Annotated in this window: 22 protein-coding genes; 13 read left to right on the plus strand and 9 right to left on the minus strand. The window is 37.3% G+C overall.

Going from position 1 to position 22,170, the window contains the following annotated elements:
• The 9 genes from I3217_RS12525 to I3217_RS12565 are packed head-to-tail and all read left to right on the plus strand — an operon-like array spanning position 1 to position 8,586.
• Positions 1–534 (plus strand): GNAT family N-acetyltransferase, encoded by a 534-nt coding sequence (locus tag I3217_RS12525; RefSeq protein WP_435050102.1) that lies wholly within the window; start codon positions 1–3, stop codon positions 532–534.
• A complete protein-coding gene (hemF, locus tag I3217_RS12530; RefSeq protein ID WP_435050103.1) occupies positions 524–1,426 on the plus strand; it encodes an oxygen-dependent coproporphyrinogen oxidase in 903 nt (300 codons plus the stop codon). The genes I3217_RS12525 and hemF overlap by 11 nt, the downstream gene beginning before the upstream one ends.
• Positions 1,417–2,436, plus strand: a complete 1,020-nt coding sequence (locus tag I3217_RS12535; RefSeq protein WP_435050104.1) for a DUF4421 domain-containing protein — start codon at positions 1,417–1,419, stop codon at positions 2,434–2,436. Before hemF ends, I3217_RS12535 begins: the two co-directional genes overlap by 10 nt.
• Before the next feature lie 5 nt (positions 2,437–2,441).
• A complete protein-coding gene (gene hemB / locus I3217_RS12540; RefSeq protein WP_435050105.1) occupies positions 2,442–3,431 on the plus strand; it encodes a porphobilinogen synthase in 990 nt (329 codons plus the stop codon).
• Positions 3,432–3,457: 26 nt separating this feature from the next.
• Positions 3,458–4,543, plus strand: coding sequence for a CNNM domain-containing protein (locus tag I3217_RS12545; protein ID WP_435050106.1), 1,086 nt, complete (start codon positions 3,458–3,460; stop codon positions 4,541–4,543).
• Positions 4,543–5,016, plus strand: a complete 474-nt coding sequence (locus I3217_RS12550; RefSeq protein ID WP_435050107.1) for a methylated-DNA--[protein]-cysteine S-methyltransferase — start codon at positions 4,543–4,545, stop codon at positions 5,014–5,016. The genes I3217_RS12545 and I3217_RS12550 overlap by 1 nt, the downstream gene beginning before the upstream one ends.
• Before the next feature lie 32 nt (positions 5,017–5,048).
• Entirely contained in the window at positions 5,049–6,206 is a 1,158-nt protein-coding gene (locus I3217_RS12555) for a serine hydrolase domain-containing protein (RefSeq protein ID WP_435050108.1), read from the plus strand.
• Positions 6,196–6,906, plus strand: coding sequence for a 3'-5' exonuclease (locus I3217_RS12560; RefSeq protein ID WP_435050109.1), 711 nt, complete (start codon positions 6,196–6,198; stop codon positions 6,904–6,906). Before I3217_RS12555 ends, I3217_RS12560 begins: the two co-directional genes overlap by 11 nt.
• Positions 6,907–8,586 carry an ABC transporter ATP-binding protein gene (locus tag I3217_RS12565; protein ID WP_435050110.1) on the plus strand — a complete coding sequence of 560 codons (1,680 nt, stop codon included), beginning with the start codon at positions 6,907–6,909 and terminating at the stop codon, positions 8,584–8,586.
• Positions 8,587–8,870: 284 nt separating this feature from the next.
• Here the strand turns inward: I3217_RS12565 and I3217_RS12570 are convergent, their stop codons facing one another.
• From I3217_RS12570 to I3217_RS12610, 9 genes are all read right to left on the minus strand, one after another.
• Positions 8,871–9,527, minus strand: coding sequence for a CoA transferase subunit B (locus I3217_RS12570; RefSeq protein WP_435050111.1), 657 nt, complete (start codon positions 9,525–9,527; stop codon positions 8,871–8,873).
• Position 9,528: 1 nt separating this feature from the next.
• Positions 9,529–10,227, minus strand: coding sequence for a CoA transferase subunit A (locus I3217_RS12575; RefSeq protein ID WP_435050112.1), 699 nt, complete (start codon positions 10,225–10,227; stop codon positions 9,529–9,531).
• 110 nt (positions 10,228–10,337) lie between these two features.
• Positions 10,338–12,662, minus strand: coding sequence for a penicillin-binding protein 1A (locus tag I3217_RS12580; protein ID WP_435050113.1), 2,325 nt, complete (start codon positions 12,660–12,662; stop codon positions 10,338–10,340).
• Position 12,663: 1 nt separating this feature from the next.
• On the minus strand, positions 12,664–13,164 hold the full coding sequence (locus I3217_RS12585) for a gliding motility lipoprotein GldH (protein WP_435050114.1): 501 nt from the start codon (positions 13,162–13,164) through the stop codon (positions 12,664–12,666).
• A complete protein-coding gene (locus I3217_RS12590) occupies positions 13,151–14,512 on the minus strand; it encodes a PSP1 domain-containing protein (RefSeq protein WP_435050115.1) in 1,362 nt (453 codons plus the stop codon). The genes I3217_RS12585 and I3217_RS12590 overlap by 14 nt, the downstream gene beginning before the upstream one ends.
• A 128-nt stretch (positions 14,513–14,640) precedes the next feature.
• Positions 14,641–15,642, minus strand: coding sequence for a radical SAM protein (locus tag I3217_RS12595; protein ID WP_435050116.1), 1,002 nt, complete (start codon positions 15,640–15,642; stop codon positions 14,641–14,643).
• 29 nt (positions 15,643–15,671) lie between these two features.
• Positions 15,672–15,902, minus strand: a complete 231-nt coding sequence (locus I3217_RS12600; RefSeq protein WP_307900795.1) for a ferredoxin — start codon at positions 15,900–15,902, stop codon at positions 15,672–15,674.
• On the minus strand, positions 15,902–17,146 hold the full coding sequence (locus I3217_RS12605) for a peptidase U32 family protein (RefSeq protein ID WP_435050117.1): 1,245 nt from the start codon (positions 17,144–17,146) through the stop codon (positions 15,902–15,904). The genes I3217_RS12600 and I3217_RS12605 overlap by 1 nt, the downstream gene beginning before the upstream one ends.
• Before the next feature lie 6 nt (positions 17,147–17,152).
• Positions 17,153–18,226 carry a rhodanese-related sulfurtransferase gene (locus tag I3217_RS12610; protein WP_435050118.1) on the minus strand — a complete coding sequence of 358 codons (1,074 nt, stop codon included), beginning with the start codon at positions 18,224–18,226 and terminating at the stop codon, positions 17,153–17,155.
• A 454-nt stretch (positions 18,227–18,680) separates the two neighbouring features.
• Between I3217_RS12610 and recA the strand changes: the two genes are divergently transcribed.
• From recA to I3217_RS12630, 4 genes are all read left to right on the plus strand, one after another.
• Entirely contained in the window at positions 18,681–19,691 is a 1,011-nt protein-coding gene (gene recA, locus I3217_RS12615; protein ID WP_435050119.1) for a recombinase RecA, read from the plus strand.
• A 101-nt stretch (positions 19,692–19,792) separates the two neighbouring features.
• Positions 19,793–20,233 (plus strand): hypothetical protein, encoded by a 441-nt coding sequence (locus I3217_RS12620; protein ID WP_435050120.1) that lies wholly within the window; start codon positions 19,793–19,795, stop codon positions 20,231–20,233.
• Between the two features lie 24 nt (positions 20,234–20,257).
• Positions 20,258–20,800: an RNA polymerase sigma factor gene (locus tag I3217_RS12625; RefSeq protein ID WP_435050121.1), complete on the plus strand. Its 543-nt coding sequence runs from the start codon at positions 20,258–20,260 to the stop codon at positions 20,798–20,800.
• A complete protein-coding gene (locus tag I3217_RS12630; protein WP_435050122.1) occupies positions 20,801–22,168 on the plus strand; it encodes an outer membrane beta-barrel protein in 1,368 nt (455 codons plus the stop codon).
• Positions 22,169–22,170 lie beyond the last annotated feature (2 nt).

Raw genomic sequence — 22,170 nt, forward strand, 5'->3', positions numbered from 1 at the left:
ATGACAAACAAGTCGTTTTACATTGAAGCTCTAAACAGGACAGATGCCTATGGCCTTAATACCTTTATGCGCTCCAATGTAAAACAGTTTGTTACATATTTACCCAACACGCTATCCAAAAACTTAAAGCTTCAGGGGTCTAAAGATTACATTGAAGACCAGTTAAAAAAAGAGTTCAAAAAAACGGAATTCACCTTTACTTTAAAAGATTCAAACTCTAAAAAAATTATAGGTTTAATCATTCTGAAAGAACTAAACTGGGACACCAAACAAGGTGAATTTGCCTATTGTATAGACAAAAAAGAAACCCAAAAAGGCCTGATGACTCAAGCTATTAAAGACATGTCTTTATACGCTTTCAACACTTTACAATTAAAAACACTTCAAATTATAACCAATAAAAGCAATATAGGAAGTACCAAAGTTGCTACTAATTGCGGGTTTATTTGGAAATCTACATTAAAAAACGAATACACTCCCCCAAACGCCACTAGCTTAGATATGGAGTTATACGAATTACACCATGAAAGATAAATTTTACCAATACATTCAGGAATTACAGGACAGCATTACTTCAACATTAGAAGCCATAGATGGGGAAGCTAAATTTCAGGAAGACATCTGGAAACGCCCTGAAGGTGGAGGCGGAAGAACCCGTGTTATAGAGAATGGTGCTGTTTTCGAAAAGGGAGGCGTAAATATCTCTGGCGTTCATGGTGAACTTCCGGACAGTATGAAAACCTATTTTGGTGTAAAAGATGCTCGGTTTTTTGCCTGCGGTTTAAGCCTAGTACTACACCCTAAAAACCCTATGGTTCCTACCGTTCATGCCAACTGGCGTTATTTTGAAATGTATGATAAAGACGGTAACATTGTAGATCAGTGGTTTGGTGGCGGACAGGATTTAACACCGTATTATATTTTTGATGAAGATGCCATACATTTTCACAAAGTATGTAAAACAGCCTGCGACAAACATGATCCTGAATTTTATGAAACCTATAAAGAAAAATGTGACAACTATTTCTGGAACGCTCACAGAAATGAAGCCCGAGGTATTGGCGGCCTGTTCTTCGATTACTGTAAAGCTACAGAAACCATGAGCATGCATAACTGGTACGATTTTGTAACAGAAGTAGGAAACAGTTTTTTAGAAAGCTATGTACCCATAGTAGAAAAACGCAAAGACCTGGACTATACGGAAGCCCAAAGACAATGGCAGGAAGTACGTCGTGGTCGCTATGTAGAATTTAACCTTATTCATGACAAAGGCACACTTTTCGGCTTAAAAACCAATGGCCGAATAGAAAGTATCCTCATGAGTTTACCGCCACACGTGCAGTGGATTTACAATTTCACTCCGGAACAAAACAGTCCCGAAGAAAAGCTAATCAATATCTTAAAACAACCAAAATCATGGGTTTAAAAAAATGGATCTTATCAATTGCACTTATCCTAAGTTTTAGTACAACATATTTTGCACAGGACACAAATCAGACTGTTGAAAATGACAGCCTGGCTCCAATCGTTTATTCTGAAGCAAACGACTATATCCATATTTACAAAAACCGCATTACTGCACGTTTATTTTTCGTTAACACATCTAATTCTTTATCTGTAATAGATCATGAAAATGATATTAATTACGATTTAGCAGCAAACAAACAAAACAGAATTGGAGCATCTTTAGCCTTTCGGGCTATTAACATTTCTTATTCCTTTGCCCCGGATTTTCTTTCGGAAAACAAAGATAACGACGATTCCAAACTTTTTAATTTTAATATAAGAACTTACCTAGGGAAACACTGGATGCAAACCCTTGAAATATATAAAGAAAAAGGATTTTACATCCAGAACGATGATATCAGTTTTTATCTACCCCGAACAAAATTTTTTAAAATAGGAGGAGCAACGTCTTATATCCTAAATGAAAATTTCTCCTTTAGAGCTATCGCTTCTCAAGATGAAAAACAACTAAAAAGCGTAGGTAGTTTTATACCTAGTCTTGTTTATTATTATACCTACTATCATGTCATTTGGGACATGGCAAATCCAGAAGATTCTATTGACGGTAAATCACATTCTTTCGATATCGCCTTGGCTCCATCTTACTATTACAATTTTGTACCAACTAAAAATCTGTTTATCTCTGCGGGGTTTTCAATTGGCTTAGGCATGCACTATTCTAAAGAAGAATCAGGTAGCGAAACATCTTTACTTTCTGAAGTAAATTTAAGAGGCTCTGTAAATTATGACATTGACAACCTGTACCTTGGCTCACACTACAACCTACTAGTATTAAATTACAATACAGATAGCGCTATAAATGTTAGTGACAATATTCCATACTTTCAAATATTCGTTGGTTACCGCTTTAAAGCGGGTAGAAAAATGATTAAAACAGCTGACGAATTCAATAACAAATTAAAACTTTAAACATTATGTATCCTTTAAAACGCAATAGAAGATTAAGAACCGGCGAAGCCATTCGTTCATTAGTTCGTGAAACCATAATCTCTCCAAACGATTTTTTAGTACCGCTTTTTGTAGTTGAAGGCAAAGGCGTAAAGGAAGAAATTCCGTCTATGCCCAATTACTTCAGATTAAGTCTGGATTTACTTGAAAAAGAAGTTAAAGACCTTTGGATTCTGGGCTTAAAATCGGTTTTACTATTTGTAAAAGTCGACGATAAACTAAAAGACAATAAAGGAACCGAAGCATTAAATCCGAATGGCTTAATGCAACGCGCCATAAAAACCGTTAAGAACGCCTGTCCTGATATGTTGGTTATGACCGATGTTGCTCTAGATCCATTTTCATCTTACGGACACGATGGTATTGTTGAAAACGGTCTTATTTTAAACGACGAATCATCTTCAGTATTAGCAGAAATGGCATTAAGCCATGCCACAGCAGGAGCCGACTTTGTTGCTCCCAGCGATATGATGGATGGTCGCATTCTGGAAATGCGCGAATTACTGGAGGACGAAGGTTTTACAAATACCGGAATAATGGCCTATAGCGCCAAATACGCCTCTGCGTTTTACGGTCCGTTTAGAGACGCTCTGGATTCTGCTCCGGTAGATATGGTAAACGTTCCTAAAGACAAGAAAACCTATCAGATGGATTACGCCAATCGTTTTGAAGCTATACGCGAAACCGAAATGGATATTGACGAAGGAGCCGATATCGTTATGGTAAAACCAGGTTTATGTTACTTAGACATCGTAAGAGATATTAAAAATGAAGTCGATGTTCCTGTTGCAGTTTATCAGGTTTCCGGAGAATATGCTATGATTAAAGCAGCTGCTGAAAAAGGCTGGCTAGACCACGATGCCGTAATGCTAGAACAGGTAACAGCAATAAAAAGAGCTGGAGGAGATATCATTGCGAGTTATTTTGCTAAGGATGTTGTGAAATTGATTTCGTAACTTAGCGATAATCAATTCTTAAAATTATGGGGGCACTTATTTTTTGGGCAACAATTTCGATATTTTTTTCATTTTTATGTTCAGTATTAGAAGCGGTGTTTTTGAGTGTCACCCCAACTTTTATAACGGTTAAAAAAAATGAAGGCAAAGAATACGCTACAACTTTAGAAAATTTAAAACAAGATGTAGACAAACCTCTTATTGCCATTTTAACCTTAAACACCATAGCGCATACTTTAGGCGCCATGATGGTTGGTATTCAAGCTGAGAAACTTCCCTATAAAATAGAGTTCTTTGGAATAAATACGGTTGGCATTGTATCGGCAATCATGACGCTTTTAATTCTGGTCGTTTCCGAAATTATTCCCAAAACTATAGGCGCCAAATACTGGCAAAGTCTGGCCAATTTTACATCGAAAGCGCTAACCATAATTATATTTCCTTTAAAATATACCGGATTACTTTGGTTACTGCAACGTGCTACGAAACTTATAGGTGGTAAAGGTCACGGCAGTGTATTAAGCCGGGAAGATTTTCATGCCATGGCCGATATGGCGCAACAGGAAGGTGTCTTCAAGGAATCGGAAAGTAAAATATTGAAAAACCTTCTCACCTTTAAAGATATCCTGGCCAAAGATATTATGACGCCGCGCACTGTCATTAAAACAGCTGATGAGACCATGAGTGTTCAAGACTTTTTTAAGCAGAACTCCAATATCCGATTTTCTAGAATTCCTGTATTTACAGACACTCACGACAATATTACCGGGCTGGTTTTAAAAGATGAAGTTTTTAAAGAAATGGCCTTAGGTAATGGCAAAAAAACTTTAGAAGACCTAAAACGTAATATAATAATTGTTAGCCGAAATCTCCCTATCCCGACACTTTTTGAGCAACTGGTGGAAAGTAAAAACCACATGGCCTTAGTGGTGGACGAATACGGATCGGTAAGTGGAATCGTTACTATGGAAGATGTTATAGAAACGCTTTTAGGTCTGGAAATTATGGACGAAAGCGACCATATAGCCAATCTGCAGGCCTTAGCCAGAAAAAGCTGGGAAGCCAGAGCAAAACGCCTTGGTATCATTAATGAAGATTCCGAAATAAAATAATGGAAACCTGCATTATTTCCTCTCCAATAGGCTTTACAAGAATCTCTGGTAATGCTGATGGGATAACTGCTATAACCGTACTAAACACAAAAGAAGAGGTTTCCAAAGATATTCCGGAAACCTTAAAATCCTGCGCCTTACAACTTCAGGACTATTTTTCAGGAAAACGACAATCATTTGATTTAAAATTGAACCCCGAAGGCACCACATTTCAAAAACAGGTATGGCAGGCCTTGCAAACCATTCCTTACGGTAAAACGGTATCGTATTTAGAACTTTCCAAACAACTTGGTGATGTAAAAGCCATTCGGGCGGTAGCCAGTGCCAATGGTAAAAATCCACTATGGATAGTAATTCCGTGTCACCGTGTAATCGGTACCGACGGCAGTCTAACAGGCTATGCTGGTGGCTTGCACCGTAAACAGTGGCTGCTAAACCATGAAAATCCCGCAAAACAGCAATCGTTATTTTAAATTACTATATTTAGTAACTCTAAATCTGATTTATGAATTTCGTATTTAAATTTTTTAAGGGGATACTTCTAATCTTTGGCATTATAGTCATCCTCCTGTATATTTTCGATTATGATTACATTTTAACCGCGGCAAGAATCACCTATGGTAACGGTCATAAAACCGCATTTTTAGAAGATTATAAAGAATTCGATAATCGGGTCATAGAAAACAGCACACCTCAACCGTGGAACATTCATAAAGATTATAATAAAACTGCTATTACAGATAGTTTAGAACACACTAACACTACCAATGGCACCATTGCTTATCTCATTATAAAAAACGACAGTATCTGGTTCGAAAAATATTACGACGGGTTTCAAGACGATTCTAAAACCAATTCCTTTTCCATGGCTAAAAGTTTAATTTCGGCTATGCTTGGAAAAGCCATCATGGAAGGAAAAATAAAAAGTCTGGACCAGAATGTATCTGATTTTTATCCCCAATTCAAAAAAGGCTATACAGCTAACTTAACCGTTGGCGACTTATCGTCTATGGCTTCAGGTCTAAATTGGGATGAAGCCTACTACTCCCCTTTTTCTGTTACCACACGGGCATATTTCGATGAAAATATAACTCCCGTAATTCTGGATTTAGAAGGCATAGAACCTCCCGGAAAGCAATACAAATATCTTAGCGGAAACACCCAGCTTCTTGGCATGGTATTAACCAAGGCTACCGGACAAACCATGGCCGGATATTTAAGTGAAAAATTCTGGAAACCCATGGGCTGTGAAACGGAAGCGCTATGGCAGGTAGACAGCGAGGAATACGGTCTGGAAAAAGCCTATTGCTGTATAGCCAGTAATGCTCGCGATTTTGCGCGCTTTGGAAAACTGTATAAAGACTACGGCAAATGGAATGGCAAACAACTTTTAGATTCTGCCTTTATACAAAAATCAATTACACCACGCTTTCCTGAAAGCCCGGAATACGGTTACGGCTGGTGGTTAAAAACCATAGGAGACAAACACTTTTTTATGATGCGAGGACATTTAGGCCAATATGTTATTGTAGAGCCTCAAGACAATATTATAATAGTAAGACTAGGTCATTCTAAAGGTCCCGAGCGCGTGGTAGCCACCTTTACTCCAGATATTGATGTATACATTCAGGAAGCCTATAATATGTTAAACCATGATTCGTAAATTAAACCTTGAAGACATTTTATTTCTAGACATAGAAACCGTGCCAGAAACCCAGCACTTTTCTGAGTTAAGCGATACGAAAAAAGAATTATGGGATTTAAAATCTAAATACCAAAGAGCCGATCTTTCAGCGGAAGACTTTTATGAACGCGCCGGAATCTGGGCCGAATTTGGAAAAATTGTGTGTATTTCTGTTGGCTATTTTACGTTTAAAGGCAATACGCGTCAATTTAGAGCCACATCGTTTTACGGTGACGAACCAAGCATCTTAAAAGACTTTAAAAATCTTTTAGAAACCCACTATAATCATCCCAGACAATTACTGTGCGCCCATAATGGTAAAGAATTCGACTTTCCATACATAGCACGTCGTATGATTATTCACAACATTTCCTTGCCATCCAAACTCAATTTATTTGGTAAAAAACCTTGGGAAGTGCCACATCTGGATACTTTGGAATTATGGAAATTCGGAGACTATAAAAACTATACTTCTTTAAAACTACTCACTAATATTCTGGGCATTCCTTCCCCTAAAGACGATATAGACGGCAGTGAAGTACGTAGAGTGTATTACGAGGAAAATGAAATTGACCGCATAATAACCTATTGCGAAAAAGACACCATAGCTGTAGCTCAGATACTGTTAAGACTACGTGGTGATGACATTTTAAGCGCAGACGAAATCATTCATATTTAGATGACAACTGGAAAACCATTATTGGAATTAAAAAACCTAAGTATTGCCTTTAACGGTAACGAAGTTATTCATGCTATTTCGTATCATGTTAACCCGAATGAAATTTTAGGAATTGTTGGCGAATCAGGCTCCGGTAAGTCAGTGTCCTCGTTGGCTGTCTTAGGGCTTTTACCAAAAAAATCAACCTCTATTACTGGAAGCATTCATTACAAGGGTGAGGATTTAACTCAATTAACACCAAAAGCCTTTCAAAGCATACGAGGCCCTAAAATCGCCATGATTTTTCAGGAACCTATGAGTTCTCTAAACCCTTCTATGCGCTGTGGAAAACAGGTTGAGGAAATTCTTTTTCAGCATACTACATTATCTAAGAAAGCAGTCAAACAAAAAGTCATAAATCTATTTGAACAGGTAAAACTACCGCAACCGGAACGCGTGTATAAATCGTACCCTCATGAAATTTCCGGTGGACAAAAACAGCGCGTCATGATTGCTATGGCCATAGCCTGCGAACCCGATATTTTAATAGCAGATGAACCCACGACTGCTCTCGATGTCACCGTTCAAAAAGACATAATAGAGCTATTAAAAGAGCTTCAGGCTAAAACTAAAATGAGTATTATTTTTATTACTCACGATCTAGCTTTAATTTCTGAAATTGCGCATCGTGTAATCGTAATGTACAAAGGCGATATTGTTGAACAAGGTCTGGTCTCAGACATTTTTAACTTCCCGAAACACAATTACACCAAAGCTTTGATTAACTCTCGCCCTGCTTTAGATGTGCGACTAAAAACCCTGCCTACAATTCAGGATTTTTTAAATAACACTTACAAAAACAGTGTCATTACAACTGAAGACAGAAAGAAAAGGCATGTGCTATTATATAGCCAGCCTCCTTTACTGGAAGTTATAAATCTGGAAAAAGAATATATTTCAAAATCAGGATTCCTTGGCAAAACCAAAACGTTTAAGGCAGTAAACAACGTCAGTTTTAAAATTTACGAAGGCGAAACCTTAGGGCTCGTAGGTGAATCCGGTTGCGGAAAATCAACTTTGGGAAATGCCATTCTACAACTGGATAAAGCCACAGCCGGAACCATTTTGTACAAAGGAGATGATATTACCCAGCTCTCTAAAAAAGCCTTACGCGGGCTTCGAAAAGACATTCAGATTATATTTCAGGACCCCTATGCGTCGCTTAACCCGAGATTAACCGTGGGACAAGCCATTTTGGAGCCTATGACGGTTCATAAGCTTTACGACAATTATGAGGCCAGAAAAGCAAAAGTTATTGAAATTCTAAATCGTGTAGGACTTTCTGAATCCTATTTTAATCGCTATCCTCATGAATTTTCCGGCGGACAACGTCAACGTATTGGTATTGCCAGAACTATCGCCTTACAGCCCAAATTAATTGTCTGCGATGAATCGGTTTCGGCACTGGATATTTCGGTGCAGGCACAAGTACTAAATCTTTTAAACGAACTAAAAGAAAATTTCGGATTTACCTATATATTTATTTCTCATGATCTCGCCGTTGTAAAATATATGTCGGATCAATTAGTGGTAATGAATAAAGGGGAAATAGTAGAAACAAATGATGCGGACATTGTATACAACAATCCGCATCAAAACTATACTAAGAAGCTTATAGAAGCAATTCCTAAAGGGCTATAGCATAAACACCTTTTTTACCAGATATATAAAACTTCTTATAAAGTCAATTGTATTATCAAAAGTTTCCTGCAATTTACTTTCAGTATAGCTAGGTTCGTCAGGTAGATTTGAGGTAAAACTCATAATGGTTAAGTTGTTGGTAGATTTGGGTTATTAAAATTGGTTTTCTTGGGGATTATAAATATGCAAAAAAATAAAACTCAATCGTTAAAAAGCATAAAAAAATCGATGAAATACATTAAATTTTAACAATTCACCGATTTAAACCTTTTAAAATCAATATTTTAAACTAGCATTTCAGGAATTTCACCTTCTATAACTAATTTACCAGCTGTAGCTGCCATAATTTCTTCTACCGAAATTCCCGGTGCGCGTTCCAATAATTTAAATCCGTCATCAGTAACTTCTAAAACGGCTAAATTGGTAACCACTTTTTTTACACAGCCAACCCCTGTTAAAGGTAAAGAGCAACGCTTAAGTAATTTTGATTCCCCAGCTTTATTGGTATGCATCATGGCTACAATAATATTTTCGGCACTAGCTACCAAATCCATGGCTCCACCCATACCTTTCACCATTTTACCGGGTATTTTCCAGTTTGCTATATCACCATTTTCAGCCACTTCCATAGCCCCCAAAATGGTCAGATCGACATGTTTACCGCGAATCATAGAAAAGCTCATCGCTGAATCGAAAAAACTCGCTCCCGGTAATGTGGTTATGGTTTGCTTTCCTGCATTTATAATATCGGCGTCTTCTTCGCCTTCAAAAGGAAATGGCCCCATTCCCAAAACGCCATTTTCACTCTGAAATTCTACCTGAATATCTTCTCTAACGTAATTAGCAACTAAAGTTGGAATACCAATTCCAAGATTAACATAATACCCGTCTTTAACTTCTTTTGCAATACGCTTTGCAATTCCTGTTTTATCTAATGCCATCTTATCGTTGTCTTATAGTTAGTTGTTCAATACGCTTTTCATAATTTTTTCCTTGAAAAATTCGCTGCACAAATATTCCCGGTATATGAATCTGATTCGGGTCAAGCTCACCAACCGGAACTAACTCTTCAACCTCAGCTACAGTAATTTTAGCTGCGCCACACATTACCGGATTAAAATTCCTGGCAGTACCCTTAAAAATTAAATTCCCTGCGGTATCGCCCTTCCATGCTTTTACAAAAGCAAAATCAGCCTTAAAGGCATGCTCCAGCACATACATTTTACCATCGAATGCTCGTGTTTCTTTGCCTTCTGCAACTTCAGTACCATAACCTGCAGGCGTATAGATGGCTGGAAATCCAGCCTGAGCTGCACGACATCGTTCGGCTAAGGTGCCTTGAGGAATAAGCTCAACCTCCAGCTCTCCACTTAACATTTGTCGCTCAAACTCATCGTTCTCTCCAACATACGAGGACACCATTTTTTTTATTTGTTTGTTCTGCAGCAATAGCCCCAAGCCAAAATCGTCTACCCCAGCATTATTAGAAATACAGGTTAAACCGTTTACCTTAAGTTCAACCAAAGCTGCAATAGCATTTTCAGGAATGCCACAAAGGCCAAAACCGCCTAACATAAACGTCATGTTATTGGAAACACCCTGCAAAGCCTCTTTAACAGATTGCACTGTTTTTGTAATCATGGTTATTTAAATTATTAGTTAGTTTTTAAAAATACAAAATAAAAAAACCATTCTACAACAGTTTTTTTAGTTGTAGAATGGTTTTTTTGAATTTATAATAATTTTAGATTTTAAAAATCTAAATCATCAGGAACATCTTGTGCTGGTGTTTCATCATCAATTAATTCCTGTGCAGCTTCCTCAGAACAATCTACTCGAATGGTTAATTCTTCTGGTGCTTTAAATTCTTCTTTTGAAATATTTAAAGTTTCATCGGCATAACAACTCTTCATATATACCCCCCAGATTGGTAATGCCATAGAGGCGCCTTGTCCGTAAGTAATGGTTTTAAAATGTGCCGCACGGTCTTCTGCTCCTACCCAAACTCCTGTTACCAGATTAGGCACCATTCCCATAAACCAACCATCACTCTGGTTTTGTGTGGTTCCAGTTTTTCCTCCAATTGGATTATCGAACTCATAAGGATATCCAGTAATAATCTCGTTGTATTCATGGCGCCACTTTTCATAACCCTTGGTTCTTAAGCGTGTTCCTGAACCACCTTCGGTTACCCCTTCTAAAAGCTTTACTGTAACATAAGCCACTTCTTCACTCAAAACATCTTTAGTTTCTGGTGTAAACTGATACAGAATGGTATTATTTTTATCTTCTATACTTGTAACCATAACCGGTTTAGTATATACTCCCTGATTTGCGAATGTCGCATAGGCCCCAACCATCTCGAACACACTTAAATCGACTGTACCCAGTCCTATAGATGGTACTTCAGGAATTTCTGTGGTAATCCCTAATTTATGTGCCAAATCGATAACATGTGCAGGTCCTACCTTATCCATTAAACGCGCTGTTATAGTATTTACAGAGTTTGCCAGACCATTTTTAAGTGTTCTGGTACCTCCATATTGATTGTTTGAATTTCCAGGACACCAGTCTTCCATATTACCCCATTTCCCTTTATCAATACAATATGGCGTATCCGGTAATTCGTCGCATGGTGATAAATGTAACTGATCTATAGCTGTAGCATACACAAAAGGCTTAAACGTAGATCCTACCTGACGCTTCCCTTGCTTTACGTGATCGTATTGAAAATGTCTGTAATTCATACCACCAACCCAGGCCTTTACATGCCCTGTTTCGGGATCCATAGACATCATTCCAGGGTGTAGGAACGACTTATAATATCTCATGGAGTCCATTGGTTTCATAATAGTATCTATCTCGCCTTTCCAGGAAAAAATAGTCATTGGTGTTGGCACATTAAAAGAAGCTATAATTTCTTCGTTAGACTTCTTTAAATCGTATTTCATTTTTCTCCAACGCTCAGATTGTCTCATAGAACGTTTCATTAAAGCATCTATTTCTGATTGCTCTAGACCTAAAAATGGTGCTGTAGGGTTACGATCCGGTGTGTTTTGATGATCGAATTCGGCCTGTAACTTCGGCATATGCTGCTGTACAGCATCTTCGGCATATTGCTGCATTCTGGAATCTATAGTAGTATATACCTTTAATCCGTCGCTATACAATTTGTATTTTGTACCATCTGCCTTCGGATTCTTCTCAATCCAGTCTTTCATGAATTTTTTAAGATATTCTCTAAAGTACGTTGCAATACCTTCGCGGTGCGACTCTGGCGAATAGTTTAAACTTAAGTCCTGCTTCTGTACTGAATCTTTAACACGCTCGGTAATATAGCCGTATTTCTGCATCTGAGCTAAAACAACATTTCGTCTGTTTTTCACCCCTTCGGCATTACGTCTCGGATTATACAGCGATGAGTTTTTAAACATCCCGACTAACATCGCCGATTCTTTTAAATCAAGATCTTTAGGAAGTTTTCCAAAATAAATACTGGCAGCACTTTTTATACCATCGGCATTATTACCGAAATCGTAAATATTAAAATACTGTGTTATAATTTCTTCTTTAGTATACTGACGTTCCAAACGAATAGCAATTATCCATTCCTTTAACTTTTGGAACATACGTTCCGCAATATTTTTAGATCCTTCACCATGAAATAACTGCTTGGCCAGCTGCTGAGAAATGGTACTGGCTCCTCCTCCGGAACCCAATTTAACTATAGCACGCAACGTACCACGACCATCTATTCCGGAATGCTGATGAAAACGCGCATCTTCGGTAGCAATTAAAGCATCTACCAGATGTTGTGGTAAATCTTCGTAATCTACCGGTGTTCGGTTATCGTTAAAATAAAACTTACCCAGAGTTTTCCCATCAGACGAGATAATTTCGGTGGCTAAATTTGTTTTCGGATTTTCTAAAATGGTGTGATCTGGTAAATCACCAAAAAGTGATGCTGAAAAGAACAGTAACACTACAGCAAGAATACCAAACAGAAACAATCCCCAGAACCAGCGGAGGTAAACAGAATAGTTTTGCGTTTTAACTTGTGCTTTCTTTTTTGCCATATTAATTTTTAATACTTGATGGTTTTTCAATTCTAAAGCCTACATCGGTAATTCCCTCCAGATTAATTACGCCGTTTACTTTACCGTTTTCGCGCATGGCTTGCTGTATTTTTACTGTATACTCTCCACTTTCATCAAAAACAACTCCTTCTTTATACCACAGTTTATTCTCTTTTAAATCGTTAAATCCCTCGCCTAAAAACTCACCATTAGGCTTAGCCATTCTATACTCCAAGGTATCTGTCATGGTTTTTCCATGAGGAAAATCCATTTCTACAATTAAAAACAGATTACTGTATTTATACTTAGCCGTATTCCTAAGATTCACAAATAAATTATAGGCATTTGTGGTATCTGGAGGTGTAATTTTAAAGCTAACAACAGAATCTTTATGCCAGGCATCTGGCATCGTTTTATACTCATCGTAAACCCTGTTATTGTCGCAGGACAAAACACTTAACAACAATCCTAAAGTTCCGAATATCAGACTACTTTTTCGCATCGTTATTAGGTTTATTGTTTTGATTTTGTCTGTTATTTGGCTTTCTTTTATTACGGTTTCTATTGTTTCGATTCTGACGTTTTGGCCTGTTATTTGTTTTATCGTCCTTTTGCGTAGCAGGCGACTCAGCACTTGTATTTGTATTTGCCTTTGGCTTTGGTTTGTTTGCCTTTGGCTTGTTATCTGACCTGTTAGATGGCGTATTTCGTTTAGAATTACTTTTGGAATTGCGTTGCGAACTTCTGCGTTTCGAACGTTTAGGCGTATCGAAACGTGTTAAACTATCCTGACCAACAACGTTCTCGAATTCGTTTTTATTATCTTCCAGTAAATCTGCTGCATATTCTTCCAGACTGGCAACACTCTCATTCTGCTTATTAAGCGCGATAATTTCTTTAGCCTGTTCTTTGGTAATTTTATGCCAGTTCATCCATTCCCCTTCGTAGGCATACCACATATGACCTTTAAAAATGTCTGTTTTCTGACAAACGGCAACACCTTTTTCTGTTTTAAGTTTAATTTCGGTTTTAGGAAATTCTTTTAAAGCATCTAAATACGTATCTAACTCGTAGTTTAAACAACATTTTAATTTACCGCATTGTCCAGCTAATTTCTGCGGATTTAATGATAATTGCTGATATCTTGCAGCCGAAGTACTTACCGATCTGAAGTCTGTTAACCAGGTAGAACAACACAATTCTCGCCCACAGGAACCAATACCTCCAAGTCGAGAAGCTTCCTGACGAAATCCAACCTGTTTCATCTCGATACGGGTTCTGAATTCTCTTGCAAACACCTTAATAAGTTCTCTAAAATCTACACGTTCTTCTGCTGTGTAATAGAAAGTTGCTTTACTGGCATCACCCTGATATTCGATATCAGAAATCTTCATTTGCAATTTTAAATCAATAGCGAACTGGCGTGCCTTTACCTTCATCGGTTCTTCTTTATCGCGCGCATCCGACCAGATATCTATATCGCGCTGCGAGGCCTTTCTGTATATTTTTAACACATCGCCCTCCTGAGAAATCTTTTTGCGTTTCATTTGTACCCTAACCAGTTCTCCGGTTAGTGTAACCATGCCTATATCATGGCCTGTTTGCGCCTGAGTGGCAACAATATCTCCTATACTTAACGATAAATTCTCGGTATTTTTATAATATTCCTTACGTCCGTTTTTAAAACGCACTTCTACCCAGTTAAAGGGTTCTTCGCCGTTAGGAAGCGACATATTAGACAACCAGTCAAAAACGGTTAATTTGTTGCAACTATCAGTTCCACATGTTCCATTATTTTTGCATCCTTTCGGCTGACCGTCTTTTCCTGTTGAGCAACTTGCACAAGCCATAAATTAGTTATGTATATATAGATTCTGTAAAAACAACGCTTTACAGAAGACAATTAGTATTTTATTTAAGATGTAAAGATAAGATTATTCTATAGACAAAAAACATCCCGGTTTTTAATCTATATTTTTTAAATCTCTATTTCGTAATTAAGTCTGTTAGAGAGCGATTTCAATGTTTTTTTAGACCTAAAAACATTAGACAATAAGGTTGAACTCCAGCCAATTTCTCTGGAAAAGTCATTGAAACTCACTTCTCGCCAATTAAAGCCTTCTTTCCAGAATTTCTTTGGAGATATATAGCAAAATGTATAATCGAAAATAAAACTGGACTGATTTTCATTCCCCAGCACAGCTAATTCTTCCGGCGCCAAAAGTGTAATCGCATTGCCTTTACAAGTATTCCTGATTCCTTTAACTACTTTTGGATAATCGTCTATTAAAGTCGAAATATCAAAATCATTATACTCGGTATTCCCTATTTTTTGAATCGGCCGTATTTGTAGTATATCAAAACTCTTGGGATCGAAATGTTCAAAAAATTCCTGTAACTCATAAAAATTATCCTTATTGAAAGTATAATTGATACGAACCTTAAAGTCATACTTCGATTTTAATTCTCCAAAAGCCTTAAAAGCATTGTGAAACTTTTCATAACAGGCCTTTTTCATAAAGCCTTCATAGGTTTCCTTTGTCACCCCATGTAGCGAAATTGTGAATTCATTCAACCCCGCCTTCAACAGCTCCTCAATTGTTTCTTTAGTCAATACATTAGCATTGGTCGTCAGGGAAATGTAGGGCACTTTATATGCTTTTCCCAGAGCCACAAGATCTACTAAATTTTTATACAAAGTAGGCTCTGTTCCACAACCAATCTGCAACTTTAAAGCCCTACTAAAAATAGCTTCTGCCACAGCTTTCAACTCCTCTGGCTTAAATTGTCCTTTAAGCGTCTTCACATAATCAGCATCTGTAAAATAGCACATTTTACAGCGTAAATTACAGGCCAAAACAGGATCCAGATTTACTGCCAAATACCGCTTATTGAATTTATGCAACAGGTAAAGTCCGAAAAACTTTACCCGATGACTTTTAATCTTTCTATTAAGCTGTAATAATCTGTAAATATTCATGCCCTGCAATATAGTAATGCCATTTACACTTAAACGCTTTTTACCGAAATTATTTTAACAGGACAAGCTTTTGCCGCCTGATCGCATGGATCCAAAATAGCCTCATCTGGAGATTTCAAAGTGAAAAATCCCTTTTTCTCCTGACTTCGCAGAAGCACAGATTTTCCATCCTTTTTGGACATTTGAAACTGCTCAGGAGCCAATTCTACACAATAATTACAACCGATACATTTATTCCTCTGAAGAGTTACAACAACCATTAGACCTCTACTTTATTTTCTACAATCTTATAAAGTTTATCCGAAGGTCGCACTCTAAACGGCATTGGAATGGTAACCGAATCCCCCTTTACTCCTTTCTCCAATTGCTCGTCGTTTACCAACATAGTGTCCACCGTCATTTCTTTGGCGCCTGTTGTAGGCCCGGTAATTAAAATGGTATCTCCCAATGCTAAGTCGTAAGCTTCAATCTTAAACTCACCAATACTAGCTTTAGGAAAATAATGTACACCTTTACCAATATACACCTTTTTCTGAGTCGCATGAGACCCTGAACCTTTGCTCCATTCTCCCAATTTCTGACCTAAATAGTAGCCACTCCAAAAGCCTCGATTGTAAACTTTTTCCAATTCCTGCATCCAACCAATTACTTTCTCTTTGGAATAGGTTCCGTTTTCAATACTATCAATAGCCTCGCGGTAACACTTAATGACATTGGCTACATATTCCGGCGCTCTTCCGCGACCTTCTATTTTCAACACGGTAATTCCGGCATCGATTACTTCTTCCAGAAAATCGATGGTACACAAGTCTTTTGGAGACATGATGTACTCATTGTCCAATTCCATTTCAAAGCCTGTTTCTTGATCAACCACGGTATATTTCTTTCTGCAGTTTTGCTTGCAAGCGCCTCTGTTTGCCGAAGAATTATGTGAATGCAAACTCATATAACACTTCCCAGAAACTGCCATACACAGTGCTCCGTGACCAAAAATTTCAATCTCCACCAATTTCCCTGAAGGGCCTTTGATTTGTTCCTTCTCAATTTGTTCGGCAATCTTCTTTACTTGACGTAAACTCAACTCCCTACTCATTACCATAGTATCTGCGAACATGGCATAAAACTTCACCGTTTCAATATTGGTAATGTTGATTTGCGTGGAAATATGCACTTCCATCCCTAACTCACGAGCTACCATAATAACGGCTTGATCCATAGCAATCACAGCCGTAATATTCGCTTCTTTAGCACATTTCACCAAGGTTTTTACGATAGATAAATCGTGATCGTAAATAATGGTATTTAAAGTCAAATACGTTCTTACTCCTTTTTCCTGACATCTTCTGGAAATTTCCGGAAGGTCATCTAAAGTAAAATTAATAGAGGCTCTGGCACGCATGTTAAGCTGCTCAACACCAAAATAAACAGAATCCGCACCATTATCTAGGGCTGCTTGCAGCGATTCGAAGTTCCCTGCAGGCGCCATTAATTCAATCTTTTGCATAATCAATTAGGCTTTTTCTTGTTTAAAATGCTCGAAAATGTTTCTTAGATCCTTTTTATAAGGCAAGTGCTCGGCACGACCTTTTTTAAAGATATCGTTACTGTTTCCTTGTCCCTTACGCAATGCTTTTTGTTCTTCATATGGCAACCTGTTAATCTCCATACAGGTGGTAGAACAACAGTTTTCCATTTCTTCCTGACATTTCGGACATTGGATAAACAATAAGTGACACGCATCATTTGCACAATTGGTATGCACATCGAACGGCTCTCCACATTGATGACATTGCGCAATTACATCATCACTAATTCGTTCGGCACGACGCTCGTCGAACACGAAATTCTGACCTAAAAACTTATTTTCTAAGTTTTGTTCTTTCACCTGACGGGTGTATTCAATAATACCTCCTTCAAGTTGAAATACATTTTTAAACCCTTTATGCTTAAAGTAAGCACTCGCCTTTTCACAACGAATACCACCCGTACAATACATTACAAGGTTTTTATCTTCTTTATGATCTTTTAAATCATCTTCAATAATATCCAACGATTCTCTAAAGGTGTCTACATCTGGCGTCACCGCATTTTTAAAATGACCAATTTCACTTTCGTAATGGTTACGCATATCTACCAACACGGTATTTTCGTCTTCAATGAAGCGATTGAAATCTTCCGCTTTTAAATGAATTCCTTTGTTTGTTACATCGAAGGTGTCGTCGTTCAATCCGTCGGCAACAATTTTATCGCGCACTTTCACTTTAAGCTTCAAGAACGATTTATTGTCCTGTTCCACAGCAACATTCAATCGGATGTCTTTCAAGAAATCAATGGTATCCAAATGTGCCTTGAACTCGTTGAAACGATCGGCTGGCAATGACAATTGTCCGTTAATCCCTTCGTGAGCCACATAAATTCGTCCTAAGACGTCTAATTTGTCCCAAACAATGAATAACTCATCTCTAAATTCTTGAGGATTTTGAATTTTCGCGTATTGGTAAAAAGAAAGCGTTAATCGATTTTTCCCTGCCTGATCGATTAATTCTGCCCTTTCTTTAGCGCTTAATTTATTGTACAGTTGCATGCTATACTAATGTTTTAAGGTTAAAAAAATATTTTTGCAAAGGTACACTTTTTAAATAAAGTGTCTCATACCGCTCAAAAAAAGCACAAGGGAGCTGCTATTGAGCTTTTCTAAGACAAACTCAATCATTTAAGTCGTTATTCATTTTTAGAATTTACATGTAAAATTAACGCGTTTGCCACTATCAATCTCACAATTTAGAACCACCCAAAATGCCACAAGAAGAGCTCCTTTACTTAGAATGACAATACATCTTAGGAATTTCATAATAACCTGCATTTAACCAGCATGTTCTCACTGAGTCAATCTCCTTTCCATTTATTTTCATTGCATTAATGAACTCTTCTTTAACAGAAGCTGTATAATACATAAAAAGCTTGCGTTTTAAAATTGTTAGATGTCGAAAGATGTAGTACTTTAGCAGCTCTTATTTTTCAGTTTAAAACACGATTACATGAGCAACGATAAAGAAGCAAAATTAAAAGCGCTAAAACTTACTTTAGACAAATTAGATAAAACCTACGGAAAAGGTACTGTAATGAAAATGAGCGATCAGGCAGTTATAGACACAGAATCCATCCCTAGTGGATCTTTAGGTCTGGATTTAGCCTTAGGAGTTGGAGGATATCCAAGAGGTCGTATTATAGAAATTTACGGTCCTGAATCTTCGGGTAAAACCACCTTAACTTTACACGCTATTGCAGAAGCTCAAAAAGCCGGAGGTATTGCTGCCTTTATAGACGCAGAACATGCTTTCGATAGATTTTATGCTGCTAAATTAGGTGTGGATATCGATAATTTAATCATTTCTCAACCAGACCACGGAGAACAGGCTTTAGAAATTGCCGATAATTTAGTGCGCTCGGGAGCAATAGATATTATTGTAATCGACTCGGTAGCGGCTTTAACACCAAAAAGTGAAATTGAAGGTGAAATGGGGGATTCTAAAATGGGATTACATGCCCGTTTAATGTCTCAGGCACTTCGTAAGCTTACAGCATCTATTAGCAAAACCAACTGTACTATGTTCTTCATTAACCAGTTGCGTGAAAAAATTGGAGTTATGTTTGGTAACCCTGAAACCACTACAGGTGGTAACGCTTTAAAATTCTACGCCTCTGTACGTTTGGATATTCGCCGATCTACACAAATTAAAGATACTAACGGTGATGTATCTGGTAACAAAACCAAAGTAAAAGTGGTTAAAAATAAAGTAGCTCCGCCATTTAAAACTGCCGAATTCGACATTATGTACGGCGAAGGTGTGTCTAAAGTTGGAGAAATTCTTGATATCGCGGTAGAACTGGATATTGTAAAGAAAAGCGGCTCCTGGTTCAGTTACGAAGATACTAAACTAGGGCAAGGTCGAGATGCCGTAAAGGTTATTATTAAAGACAACCCGGAATTAATGGACGAATTAGAAAGCAAAATTAAAGAAGCCATTAAAGCAAGTAAAGAATCTTAATTAAAGCTATAGTTTAAAAATCCCGAAAAATTCGGGATTTTTTTTATTTATAACGCAACCTTTTTAAAGTAGCTGCATCTAAAAAGAAAACCGTTATACTCATGAAAAAATTTATTTTATTCTTAGCGTGCATCGCTACATTGACAGCTTGTGACAACGACGATGATTACGTTGGCTATGGTCTTGAAACCATGCCTACAGTATCTGTAGACACTCCTGAAGAAATGACACTTGGTAATTCCTACGAATTTACCATCAATTACGTTCGCCCAACCTCTTGCTACGCCCTATACGACTTATATTATGTAGTAGGCACAGACGACGATGTTATAGAAGATGAAGACCCTCAATACACCAGAGTTGTCGCTCCGATAAACATTGTTTACGACGAAAGTACCTGTCAGGAAATAAACGAACTGGTAGATATTTCTTTTAACTTTAAACCAACAGAATTAGAAACTTACACTTTTAAGTTCTGGACAGGAAAAGACGAGATGGAAGAAGATACCTTTCTTGTTGTACAGATTCCTGTAGTTGAATAATATTATCGTTTAATTTCTATTCGTTTGAGTTTAGACCAGCTAATACAAAAATGCAAACGGAACAACCTAAAAGCACAAAGCGAGCTATATACGCTGTATTCCAGTAAACTGTACGCAATATGCCTAAAGTATTCCAGAAATTCTACAGAAGCACAAGACAATCTGCAGGATGCATTTTTAACCATATTCAGTAAAATTTCACAGTTTAACAACAAGGGATCTTTTGAAGGCTGGCTTAAACGCATTGCAATTAATACTGTATTACAACGCTATCGTGAAAAAGGAGTTTTCGACATCATAAACGAAGACCTTATAGAACAAGTTATAGAAGTTGAAGACCACGAGGAGCTATCACTAGATTTTTTATTAGGACTAATTCAAACACTTCCCGATCGCTACCGACTGGTTTTCAACCTATACGTTTTAGATGGTTATTCCCATAAAGAAATTGCCGAGATGTTAAAGGTATCTATAGGCACATCTAAATCTAATCTGGCCCGAGCAAGACAGATATTACAGGAAAAGATTAAACAATTTAAAGCAGACAATACATCGCAATCTTTATAAATGAGTGATAAAAAACACATAGACCGTTTATTTCAGGAAACCTTAAAAGACTTTGACCAAAAACCAGATCCGGCTGTTTGGCAAGCGATTGAAGCTGAATTGCAAAAGAAAAGGAAACAGGACCGTGGTATTCCTATCTGGTGGAAATTATCCGGTGCTGCCGCTTTATTAGTGCTTTCTTTAACTTTAGGCTATCAGTTTTTTAAATCAAACACAAAAAACAACCCAATTCCTAAAGTAGTTATAGACAACAACTATATTGAAACTCCTGAAATTAAAGATGCCGTTGTTAACGCTGAAACAGACAGGAGCACAAAAACAATCGAAAACACTAAAAACGCTACAGATGTTTTAGACACAAGTCGTCCTTCAACTACATCAAAACCAAGCAAAAACACCAAAACTAAAAGTTTTAGCAATAGTGATACAAGCACTAAAAATGAAGCAACAATTGGGACACTAACAAAACAATCTAATGACACTGCTACTAAAGAAACGCCTCAAAGTTTCCAATTAGCAACAACACACACAGTTCCTGAAAAAGAATTACCAAAAGCTTCTGAAACGAAACAATCAAAATCAAAAGACACCTTAACTATAGAAGATGCTATAGCCGAAGCTAAAATCACCCCCGAAGCAGAAAACAAAACTTCCAAATGGAATGTTTCTACAAGTATAGCTCCCGTATATTATAACACAAGTGGAACAGGTTCGCATTTAGATAATCAGTTTGCAAATAATTCCAAATCCGGAGAAATCAATGCCAGCTATGGTGTAAGTGTTGGGTATGCTGTAAACAATAAACTTAAGATAAGATCAGGAATCAATAATTTAAATTTAAGCTTTAATACCAACGATGTCATTATATACGAAAATGCCAGTACCGCTTACAATTCTGCTCCGCAGTTACAACATGTAAATACCAAAGGGCAGCAAAATAATATGGCTATGCTGAGCGCTAAGACTATGAATTCCGCCAACCAGCTATCGGTGTTACACTCAGGAAAAAATGCCTCGATAAACCAGCAGATAAGTTATTTTGAAGTGCCTTTAGAAATTGAATACCGTCTGATAAATAAAAAATTCGGATTACAATTTATTGGAGGATTCAGTACATTTTTACTCAATGATAATCAGGTATTTTCCGAATACAACAACACAAAAACCTTCATAGGCGAAGCCAATAACATTAACAATGTAAGTTTTAGCACCAATTTAGGTATAGGGATCGACTATAACTTTTCCAGACATTTCAACATTAATCTGGAACCTACGTTTAAATATCAATTAAATGCCTTCAACGAAACTTCAGGCACATTAAAACCTTACCTTATCGGTATATATACAGGATTAAGCTATAAGTTCTAATT

It is taken from the genome of Formosa sp. S-31 (assembly GCF_051172795.1).
Classification (GTDB): Bacteria; Bacteroidota; Bacteroidia; order Flavobacteriales; family Flavobacteriaceae; genus Formosa.